Annotated in this window: 9 protein-coding genes; 1 reads left to right on the plus strand and 8 read right to left on the minus strand. The window is 40.5% G+C overall.

The window, feature by feature from the left end:
- The first annotated feature begins 34 nt into the window (after nt 1–34).
- Entirely contained in the window at nt 35–2119 is a 2085-nt protein-coding gene (locus BMSHG_RS07290; RefSeq protein WP_019153780.1) for a transglycosylase domain-containing protein, read from the plus strand.
- A gap of 464 nt (nt 2120–2583) precedes the next feature.
- Here the strand turns inward: BMSHG_RS07290 and BMSHG_RS07300 are convergent, their stop codons facing one another.
- The 8 genes from BMSHG_RS07300 to prfB form a co-directional block, all read right to left on the minus strand.
- Nucleotides 2584–4020, minus strand: coding sequence for a S41 family peptidase (locus BMSHG_RS07300; RefSeq protein ID WP_019153782.1), 1437 nt, complete (start codon nt 4018–4020; stop codon nt 2584–2586).
- Nucleotides 4021–4496: 476 nt separating this feature from the next.
- The gene (locus BMSHG_RS07305; protein ID WP_019153783.1) at nt 4497–5771 is read right to left on the minus strand and encodes a murein hydrolase activator EnvC family protein; all 1275 of its coding nucleotides are present in this window, start codon (nt 5769–5771) and stop codon (nt 4497–4499) included.
- Between the two features lie 186 nt (nt 5772–5957).
- Nucleotides 5958–6851 (minus strand): permease-like cell division protein FtsX, encoded by an 894-nt coding sequence (ftsX, locus tag BMSHG_RS07310; protein ID WP_019153784.1) that lies wholly within the window; start codon nt 6849–6851, stop codon nt 5958–5960.
- The gene (ftsE, locus tag BMSHG_RS07315; protein WP_019153785.1) at nt 6841–7527 is read right to left on the minus strand and encodes a cell division ATP-binding protein FtsE; all 687 of its coding nucleotides are present in this window, start codon (nt 7525–7527) and stop codon (nt 6841–6843) included. Before ftsE ends, ftsX begins: the two co-directional genes overlap by 11 nt.
- Before the next feature lie 303 nt (nt 7528–7830).
- Nucleotides 7831–8256, minus strand: a complete 426-nt coding sequence (locus BMSHG_RS07320) for a c-type cytochrome (protein ID WP_019153786.1) — start codon at nt 8254–8256, stop codon at nt 7831–7833.
- A gap of 180 nt (nt 8257–8436) precedes the next feature.
- Nucleotides 8437–8766: a cytochrome c551 gene (gene cccB, locus BMSHG_RS07325; RefSeq protein WP_019153787.1), complete on the minus strand. Its 330-nt coding sequence runs from the start codon at nt 8764–8766 to the stop codon at nt 8437–8439.
- A 51-nt stretch (nt 8767–8817) separates the two neighbouring features.
- Nucleotides 8818–9678: a YitT family protein gene (locus tag BMSHG_RS07330; protein ID WP_019153788.1), complete on the minus strand. Its 861-nt coding sequence runs from the start codon at nt 9676–9678 to the stop codon at nt 8818–8820.
- A gap of 598 nt (nt 9679–10276) precedes the next feature.
- A protein-coding gene (gene prfB / locus BMSHG_RS07335; RefSeq protein WP_148346884.1) for a peptide chain release factor 2 occupies nt 10277–11381 on the minus strand; the annotation gives its coding sequence in 2 pieces (ribosomal slippage) (nt 10277–11308 and nt 11310–11381; 1104 coding nt in all).
- Nucleotides 11382–11477 lie beyond the last annotated feature (96 nt).

The following is an 11477-nucleotide window of genomic DNA, read 5'->3' on the forward strand; positions in this document are numbered from 1 at the left end:
AATTCACCTTTACAATTAGAACGAGGAGATTTCTATGGAAAGATTACTTCCGGTTTGGGAAAAGGTCAAGCGTTTTTGGAAAAGGATGCATTTTACCCAAATCCTATTATTACTAGGTTTATCGTTAATTCTATTTACAATTATTTATTTTGCTGTTTTAGCAAGCCAAGCAAATGTGGAATCTTTAAAGGCCGGTTTGAATCAATCAACCGTCATTTATGATAAAAATGAAGAGGTCGCTACAGAAATCGCGACCAATCGAACATCCGGTGTAGACGCTGACGAACTACCCGAACATGTCAGAAACGCAGTGGTCGCAATTGAAGATCACCGCTTTTATGAGCATAATGGTTTTGATGTAAAAGGGATTGTACGTGTATTCTTCAAGAATTTATTAGCTGGAAGAATCACCGGTGGCGGCAGTACGATTACACAGCAGCTCGCCAAAAACGCTCTCCTTTCACCTGAACAAACGTATCGTCGTAAAGCAGAGGAGTTATTTTTAGCAGTCGAGCTTGAAAAGACATATAAAAAAGACGAAATCCTGCAAATGTATTTAAATCAAAGTTATTTTGGTAGTGGTGCTTGGGGAATTGGCCAAGCTTCAAAAAAGTATTTCAATAAAGAGTTAAAGGATTTGACCATCAGCGAGGCTGCTCTTTTAGCAGGACTTCTGCAGTCCCCTTCCGCTCGGGATCCTTATAAGCATTTAGATCGGGCGATTGAACGGAGAAATGTGGTTCTTTCGCGTATGTTGGAAAATAACATGATTACCAAGGACGAGTATGAGGTAGCGAAAACCGCGGACGTCCATTTAGAGGATGGTGGCGGAAGCTTCATTAAGCGCGACTACCCATTTTATGTCGATGCTGTTTTAGATGAAGCAACTGGAAAATACGGGTTAACTCAAGAAGAAATTTTAACAAGAGGCTATCAAATCTATACTAATATGGACCAAAATATCCAAACAGCGATGGAGCAAGTCTATGCAAAGGATTCCGTCTTCCCGAGAGGAAAAGGCGGAGAAATCGTGCAAAGTGGCGCAGTCATGCTCGACCCACACACTGGTGGAGTCCTTGGCCTTGTCGGCGGCCGCGGAGATTATGTCTTCCGAGGCTTTAACCGGGCTACCCACTTACAAGCACAGCCTGGTTCCACTCTTAAACCGTTAGCTGTTTATACTCCGGCAATCGAGGAAGGTTATCTCGTCACCTCAATTTTGCAGGATGAGAAGAAAACATATGGCAAATATGCTCCAACAAACCCTAACGGCGTCTACAAAGGGGATGTCCCAATGTATGAAGCGCTTGAAGAGTCACTGAACGCACCGACCGTTTGGTTGTTAAATGAGATTGGCTTGGCAAAAGGGCTTGATTCCTTGAAACGATTTGGAATTCCGTTAACCGAGGAAGATAAATATTTAGGAATTGCCCTCGGCGGGATGCACAAGGGAATTTCTCCATTACGATTAGCTGAAGCCTATTCTGCCTATGCTAATGAAGGAAAGCGTCATGATGGTCATTTAATTACGAAAATTGTTGGACCGACCGGGAACATCATTGCCGAGCATAAAGGGAAATCAACACGGGTCACATCAAAAGCAGTCGTTCGCGAAATGAACTCGATGCTATTGAATGTTGTCGAATCTGGAACAGGTACGGCGGCGAAAATTTCCGGTGTTGAAATCGCTGGTAAAACAGGATCTACCCAGCTTCCTTACGAAGATATCAACGGCTCTAAAGACCAATGGTTTGTCGGCTACACCCCAAATGTTGTTGGCGCCGTTTGGCTCGGTTATGACCAAACAGATAGAGAGCATTACTTATCAAATAGTAGTTCCGAAAATGTCGTACCGATCTTCCGAGCGATTATGGAGCAGTCGCTGCCACATCTGGAACCTGGCGAATTTGACGTCGTATCCGTCAATTCCAGACTCGCTGGTGTAAGCGAAAAAGAGGAGAAAGAAAGTAAGGAAATTACAGAAACCATTAAGGAAAAAACAGAAGCACTAAAAGAAGTCATCAAAGAGGAAAGCCCAAAATGGAAGCAAGTCCTTCAAGAAATCAAAGAAGACGCCATCTGGCTTAAAGACTATGTGAAAGAAAAGATTGGTAACTAGCCTAAGCGGCAACACCCAATTACCCTATTTTTGGAGAAGCGGTTTTATGTTTTTCCAAAAATAGGGTATTTTTCATTCTACTATCTTGTTTGCCGGAGAATTCTGCTACCGGGGTTTGGGGAGATGCGCAATTATTGTTGAAACCTGCGCAATTACCTGGGATTCATACGCAATTACGACCAAAACTACCGCAATCAGCCGGGATTCGTGCGCAATCACGACCAAAACTACCGCAATCTGCCGGGATTCATACGCAATTACGACCAAAACTACCGCAATCAGCCGGGATTCTTGCGCAATCACGACCATAACCTACGCAACGAACAGCTAACCACACGCAATCTTCATCGATTTCCACGCAATCAACTCAAAACTGCCGCAATCCCTTGCAATTCCCAATCTAATTTACCGACACACCAAAAAAACAGCCGAAGTTCCCCTCAACTTCGGCTGTTTCTCTTATTTTATCTTACAATATAGCGTAGTGCCGTCTGTAATTGTAAGTCATTTTGTTCTTTTTTCATTGCTTCGATGATAGCTGTTTCTAGGGCTGAGGCAGTTTGTTTATCAATTCGGCCACTGGCAGATAGATTTTTGTGATTTTGGAAGGCCATGACTGCTTTTTCCGTGTTTTCATCAAAGTAGCCGTCCTCACGACCTGGTGCAAAACCAAGTCCATTTAGCATTTGCTGGGCATTTTGTACTTGTTCATTGTTCATATCCTTCATTAAGGCTGCATCAATTTGTAGTGGATGCGTATGATAAATTTCTGGTTGATCGACTTTTATATCTGGTTCAATTCCCTGCTTATGAATCCAATTTCCATCTGGAGTTAGCCACTTAAAGATGGTCAGCTTTATGTTACTACCGTCCCCCATTGGTACGGGTTGTTGAACCGTCCCTTTTCCAAAGGTGTTTTCGCCAATCAGTTTATAGCCATTTGCTTCTTTTAGGGCACCCGCCAAAATTTCGGAAGCAGAGGCACTTCCTTTATCAACAAGAACGACGACAGGATAAGACTTTTCTTTTTCCAAACTTGAAAAGTAACGGAGTTTTTCTCCAGTTCGTTGTTCAATTTGGACATATGGTTTTTCCTTTGTCACAAACTCCTTAAGGATTTCTTCCACACTTGTTAAAAGTCCACCTGGATTTCCGCGAACATCGATGATCAGTCCTTCGATCCCCTGCTTCTCCATTTTTGTAAGCTCTTCTTTAAATTCATTTGCTGTATCCTCTGAAAAAGAGGTAATTTCAAGGTAACCAACATTTTTACCACCTTGCTTTTTTACATCTCCATATACGGTAATTTGCGGAATCTCATCGCGCTTTACTTCCACGACGAGTGGATCACGCAAGCCTTGCCTCTCAATTTCAAGCTCAACCGTCGAACCTTTTTCGCCACGAATTTTCAACGTTGCTTCATATAAATCAAGCCCCTCAACACTTTCGCCATCTACAGAGAGAATGCGATCATTAGGCTTTAAACCAGCTTTCTCTGCCGGTGAATCTTTAAATGGTGCGACAATGATGACCTTTCCATCAACCATGCTTACTTCAGCACCAATTCCTTCAAAGGAAGACTCCAACGTTTCATTAAATTGCTTGACCGTCTCCTTGTCCATATAGACTGAATATGGATCATCGAGCTTGCTCAGCATTCCCTGTATAGCTCCCTCTACCAATTCTTCCTCTTTAATCTCTTCCACATAACTGTTCTTAATCAATTCATAGGCTTTTCCGACTTTTTCTAAGCTTGCTAGTTCGAGTTCTGCTTCTTGATTCTCGCTCTCCTCCTGTGGCTGCTGTACTTCCTCACCAGTCCACTCAAACACAGCATATGTACCTAATGCACCTAGGCCTAAGGAGCAAGCGATGATCAGAGCAGTCCATGTACGTTTCATTGTCTACCTCCTGTCTGTCCAATGGTAAGCCCTTATAGAAGGCCATTTCTCAGGGCCTTTTATAAAAAGTAAGTTTGTCTCTTCACTATATGATGAAGTCGGACGAGTTATGAATCTAACCCTATGTTCTTTTCGATCCGAATGGCAGGTCGGATAAGCGGAGATTTTTCCGTTATCTGCTAGGTAGGGCTGTTTTTTAGGGGATATAAGGGAAGATTTTCCGCTTATGCAGAGCAAAATCGCCTATTTTCAAATTATTTTAGTCAATAGGCGGAATTTCTCCTGCTATTTAAGCTGATTTTTATGGTATTTGCTAATTAAGCGAAAATTTTCCTGTTATTTATCCGCTCAAAAGCTTAAAAAAAAGAAAATGACGTATATATGTACATACTTCATAGAAAAGAAAAAGCTGAAATCAAAGAGTCGCCTTTAACGACCTTTTGACACAGCTTCTTCTTGTATCGATTAATTCGAATTTATAATGGAACGATTCCAACTGGATTGATTGCATTGCTTTTTGATAGATTCCATTCGCCTCTATGAAGTTCAAAATGCAAATGCTGACCATATGAACGACCCGTGTTGCCCATTAGACCAATTTGCTGCCCTTTTGAGACAGTCTGTCCTTCGCTTACGGCACGGCTACTCATATGAGCATATACCGTCGTATATGTTTGTCCATTTATATAATGAGCAATGAAAACGGCATTTCCATAGCTGCTAGAATAATAGGAACGAATTACGACTCCAGAAGCAGCTGCGTAAATCGGCACCGTACCACTCGCAGCGATGTCCACACCTTTATGATCACCTAGTGAACGACTTCCAAATCCAGAAGATAAATAGCCAGCAGCTGCCGGTTTTGTCCAAACTCCGCTTGATACCACTGGTGCTGTTGTTGAAGTTGATCCATTAGAAGCCTTAGCTGCTTTTGCCGCTTCTTCTGCTTTTCGTTTCTCTTCTGCTATTCTTTGATTCTCTAACTCTATCGCTTTTTGCATCGCTTTTTTCTGGGAGGCAAGGATGGCCTTTTCTTCTTCCATCTCTACCAGTTCATCATGCATATGTTCCTCTTCATGTTTCAAAGAAGCCATTACTTTTTCCTTCTCAGACTTTTGAGCATTCAAGGATTTCTTCATCGCTTCTAACTCTTGCTTCATCTTTTGAAGCTCAGAGAGTGTATCTTTGACTTCCTTTTGCTTACTTTCAAGTTCGGCTTTATCAGCATTATGTTCCTTCAAAATGTTTTGATCGGCTTGAACGAATACAGCTACCGCCCCAAGGCGATCGATAAAGTCGCTAAAGCTCTTAGCACCGAGAAGGACATCAAAATAGGTGACTTGTCCATTTTCTTGAATCGTGCGAGCTCGATTTTTCAAAAGTTCATTGCGATTGGCAATACGCTCCTCGAGAACTTTGATTTCTTCTTCCAATTTCTTAATATTCGCTTCAGCTTCATCAATTTGTAGTTCTTTTTCTTTAATTTTCGCTTCTGTATCCCCAACTGCTGTATCGATTCTCTTGATGTCTTGATCTACAGTCGCCTGTTCATTCTTGACGTCATTTAATTTTTCATTATGTTCATTTAACTTTGAATTAAGCTCAGACTGCTTTTCTTGAATACTCTTTTGTTGTTTACTTAATTCATCAATTTTTGTGTTTGCAGATGCTTTTTCTAAAGGATAACCTGTTGCTAAAGTAGCCAAACCAATTGCTGCAACTACTGAGACGGTTAAGAGCTTTTTCTTCAATGCAGATTTCTCCTCCCTCTTTTATGTAAGAAGGATCCCAAGGACGGACCTTAGGGATCCAAGACTTTTTTATTTGAATCAGAATTGTGCTTCTCTAGTTCTAAACAATAAACGTACTAGGATTTTAGAGTGACTTTGAATAAATAATGCTAGAATTACTCTTTTTTCAATTTAACTTCGAGCACATTAAATTTTTAAAAACTTTCGTACTGACATGACGCTTCCCCAAATTCCAATAAATGCCCCGATCAGAACTAGCAAGCCACCTACTTGGAACATAAATGGATTAAACTCTAACAAATGGATAAAATGACCTTGCAGTTTTGAAGAAATATAATCATAAGAGTAGCTATATATTAAGCTAATGATGGTAATCGGAATGATTGAACCTAAAACACCGAGCATAAGTCCTTCTAAGAAGAACGGCCAGCGGATAAACGAGTTCGTTGCACCGACAAGTCTCATAATCTCAATCTCTTTTCTTCTCGCAACAATCGTAATTTTAATCGTATTTGAAATTAAAAACATGGCTGTAAATAAAAGCCCGATAATTAAAACAAGACCGACATTTCTACTCGTTTTAATAAAAGAGAAAAGCTTTTCAACATCATCTTGTCCATATCTTACCTTAGAAGTAAAATCAAACTCTTCAATTTTCTTAGCAGCAGTTTCTAACTGCTCAGGTTTTTTCGTTTTGACGACATAGACATCATAGAGGGGATTATCTTGTTCAAATAATTTAAAAGCTTCCCCTTCTTCACCTAAACTCGAAATTAAGTTATCGAGTTCCTCTTCCTTAGCTGAAAAAACGACAGACTCGACTTCAGGTAATTTTTCAATTTGACCTTTTAATGCATCTTGATCTTCTTTAGTTGCAGCAATATCAATATGAACACGGATACTCACGTCTTCTTCTATATCAGTTGCCACTTTATTTAAGTTCATCATAATGACGAAGAATACACCGACTAATAGCAGTGTCACTGTTACCGCACTTATGGACGCAAAAGTCATCCAGCCGTTACGTGCAAGGTTCCTTAAGCTCTCCTTCATATGTCGGCGAATGGTTCTAGCTTTCATATCCGTAATCACCTCGCTGTTCATCACGGATAATTTGACCATTTTCAATAGCAATTACGCGATGTCTGATTGTATTAACAATTTCTTTATTATGAGTTGCCATCAAGATCGTAGTTCCTCTTGTATTTATCTCTTCGAAAATTTTCATGATTTCCCATGATGTGTCCGGATCGAGGTTTCCTGTAGGTTCATCGGCAATCATCACCTTTGGAGAATTAACGATCGAACGAGCAATCGACACCCTTTGTTGCTCTCCACCAGAAAGTTCAGTTGGTAACATTCTCGCTTTATGCTTTAAATTAACGAGATCCAATGTTTCCATCACACGTTTTTTAATATATTTAGGTTGCTCTTCAATAACTTCAAGTGCAAATGCGACATTTTCGTAGACAGTTAATCTTGGTAATAATTTAAAGTCTTGGAATACGACACCTAATTGGCGACGGAAATGCGGAATTTTACTTTCCTTTAACTTTCCAAGATTGACTCCGTTGATCATAATCGTACCTTTACTCGGTTTTTCTTCACGGAACATCATTTTGATAAAAGTAGATTTTCCGGCTCCACTTGGACCAACTATATATACAAACTCACCTTGATTGATGCGTACGCTAATCCCATTAGCAGCGACGACACCATTCGGGTACTTCTTATATACGTCTTCCATTTCGATCATTTATATCACCCTTTAGGTATTTTCTATATTCAATATTGACAATATCATTATTTTTGTTCTTTTTTGCAGCCAAAACCATTATAACATCATATTTTGTCGATTTACCTTTAAAAAATATTACATTTTCTTTTCAATGTGGAAAAAAACCTAATATTTTACAAAAAGAGAGGAAATTCTTCCTAAATCAGGATCGTAGTTATCGTCTTAAATTCCTAAATCGGTGAAATAAAAGGAGAATTTTGGCGAATTTTGGATGAGGATCAAAAAAAACGATCCAGCTAGGACCGCTTTTTGGAGTGCTATTTATTTCATACCCGCTAACCATTCTGCGACTGCAGTTGCTTCTTCACCTTTTAATTGGCCAGGAGGCATGATGCCGACACCATCAAGAATGATTTTCTCAATTTCTTCTTTTGTCATTTGTGAACCAATTTTCGATATATCTGGTCCAACTCCACCTGTTAAATCGGCAGCATGACAAGTAGAACATTTTTGCGCATAAGATTTTTCATAGTCAACAGTAGCAACAGATTCTCCACCGCTGGAATCAGTGTCTGCTTCTGTATCAGTTTCTGTCTGAGTGTCCGTTTCTGTTCCGCCATCTGTGGCTGTTTCAGATGTTGTTTCTGATCCTGAAGATTTTTGATTCTCACTTTGCAAAGTGAAAAATACTAATGCTATTAAGGCAATTATAAGTGCTGCTAAAACGGCAAGATGCTGTTTCTTCAATTAAAACTCCCCCTAAATTCTGTGAAAATGACATGATTCTTCCTTTATTATAAAAAAGCCATTTCACAATAGCCGTTTAATTTGTATCAATTTAGTGAACTTATTCTTTTTTTATAATATTTCTAAATTGAAACATAAAAAAACGCCCTGTCTTTTTGAGGCAGAACGTTTACTTTACGATTATTTTTTAGCGGCAAGCCATTCTGCTAGAGCATCTGCTTCTTCGTCGGAAACATTTTGTGCTACCATTGCTCCTCTTCCGTTGACAATGACATCCTTAATTTCATCAGCAGATAGATGTCCACCAGCTACGGAAAGGTCTGGTCCAACTCCTCCGGTTAAATCTCCTCCGTGACAGGCAACACAGCCTTTATCATTATAAATTTGCTCTGCATCAGCACTTGCTGTTTCTCCCCCACCCGTATCTTCTGTTGCTCCGTCATCTCCGCCACCACAAGCAGCCAAGACGAGTGAAGTACCCATTAATAGTGCAAGAAGCTTCTTCTTCAATTGAAACCCTCCTCAGGTAAATAATACATATACGTGATAATTATACCAATTCTATACTCGTTTGAAACCCTCGCCGAGTACCTCTGCCGCATCCATAACGACAACAAATGCAGTTGGATCAATACTTTTTACCAATTGTTTCAATTTTGTGAACTCAGTCTGATCCACGACACACATGAGGATTGGTCTCTCTTGATCGGTATAACCACCATATGCTGATAGTTTTGTCACACCTCTATCAATTTTATTCAAAATTCCTTCACGAACTTCATGTTGCTGGTTTGTAATGACCATGACCATTTTCGAGCGTCCCCAGCCAATTTGCACCAAATCGATCGTTTTACTTGTTACATACAGACCAATTAAAGCATACAAACCTCTTTCAATATCAAAAACAGTTGCAGCAGTCAAGACAATCAGTCCGTCAATGAGCGCCACACATGTTCCCAGTGAGAGTCCAGTAAATTTATTAATGATTTGCGCCGCTAAATCCGTTCCCCCTGTAGAACCTTTTCCGCGAAAAACGATTCCGAGTCCTAACCCGACGCCAATACCCCCAAATAGAGAAGCTAAAAGAGGATCAGTCGTCCACGGCTCCAAATCCTTCGTTACGAACACGATAAACGGAAGAAATATGGTTCCAATCAATGTTTTCAGACCGTATTGCCTTCCTAAAAAAATAACGCCTGCAATAAATAAAGGGATATTAAAGGCCCATTGAACATAAGCCGGCTCCCAACCTAGAATGGCATCAGTTATTGTACTAATCCCACTTACCCCACCTGAAGCAACTCGATTGGGAAGAAGGAAGACATTAAAGGCAAGCGCCACAGCGGCAGACCCGATTAAAATATATATGTACTCTAGTGCTTTACTCCATCTAGGATGGTATGTATTCGTTCTCTTACGCATAAAATAATTCTCCTTTTGCTTAGGATATCTCAGATGTGGATTATCATGCCGTCAGTGAGTATATCATGTGGAAAAAATACTGTAAATGTTAGTGTAGTAACGTTTTAACGGAGTAAAACTCGGTGGGAATTGCGGCTTTCGAAGAAGATATACTCTTGGGAAGGTCCTCTGGTTCCCCCAATTTTGTCTATATCGGCGGTTTTGGCGATATATCGGCGAAAAAACGGATATATCGGCGTTTTTAGCAATATATCGGCGAAAAATCGAATATATCGGCGTTTTTAGCAATATATCGGCGAAACGCTCTAACCCTCTAAAAAATCCAAGTAATTGGTTTTTCAACGCTTCATGTGTATGAAAAATGCTGTTTCCCGCCTGAAAGTTACCTATTTTTCAGAATTCAAACACATGCAGCATCCCGCATTTTGGCGGATATCGGTCTAAATTTGATTTTATCGGTCTAATTCAAAATCTATCGGTCTAAATCGAATTATATCGGTCAAAACGCACCATTTATCGGTCTTACGCAGCTAAACGTAAACGCCCAACACACTAAAAAGACCCTCACGCCACGTGTGAGGGTCCAACTAACATATAATTATAAACTCAATTTCGAACGCAAGTAGGCATTGATGAACGGATCTAAGTCCCCGTCCATAACCCCTTGTACGTTTCCGCTTTCGGTGTTCGTGCGGTGGTCTTTAACCATGGAATAAGGATGGAAAACATAAGAACGAATTTGGCTTCCCCAGCCGATATCCTTTTGCTCACCGCGAATTTCTGCAAGTTCTGCTTCCTGCTCTTCAATCTTTTTCTGATAGAGCTTCGCTTGAAGCATTTTCATCGCTGCTTCACGGTTTTTAATTTGGGAGCGTTCATTTTGACATTGAACGACGACACCAGTTGGCAAGTGAGTAATACGAACCGCTGAATCGGTTGTGTTAATATGCTGACCACCAGCACCAGTCGCACGGTACGTATCAACCTTCAAATCCTCTGTGCGAATGTCAATTTCAATTTCATCATTCATCTCCGGCATTACTTCACATGAAACGAATGAAGTATGGCGACGACCAGAAGAATCGAACGGAGAAATACGAACCAAGCGGTGAACTCCTTTTTCCGCTTTCAAGTAGCCGTAAGCATTATGACCTTTAATCCCGAGAGTGACACTTTTAATTCCTGCTTCATCCCCTGGCAAATAATCCAATGTTTCCACTTTAAAGCCTTTTTTCTCCGCCCAACGTGTGTACATACGAAGAAGCATCGAGCCCCAGTCTTGAGACTCTGTTCCACCTGCACCGGGATGCAGTTCCAAAATGGCATTATTTTTATCATACGGCTCGCTCAAAAGAAGTTGGAGCTCGTAAGCATTCATGCGCTTCACTAATTCCTGCATTTCAGACACTAACTCTGCCAATAGCTCCTCATCACTTTCTTCCTTTACAAGCTCATACGTTAACTCTAAATTTTCAAACGTCTCGTTTAAATCATGAAATTCATGAACTTGATCCTTCAACCCATTTGATTCACTAATGACCGCTTGTGCACTTTGCTGATCATTCCAAAATTCCGGCTGAAGCATTTCATCCTCAAGCTCGGCAATGCGCGCCTCTTTGTTCTCTAAGTCAAAGAGACCCCCTAAAGTCCGCTAATTTCTTAGCTGTATTTTCTAACTCATGACGAATATCTGCTAATTCCATTTCTGTCACCTCATATTTTTTTTCGGGTCGCGGGGACAGGTTCCTCGTCCCAAACAGTGGGACGAGGAACCTGTCCCTATGACCCATTTTTCAGAA

The sequence above is a fragment of the Robertmurraya massiliosenegalensis JC6 genome (genome assembly GCF_000311725.1).
In the GTDB taxonomy this organism is placed as follows: domain Bacteria; phylum Bacillota; class Bacilli; order Bacillales; family Cytobacillaceae; genus Robertmurraya; species Robertmurraya massiliosenegalensis.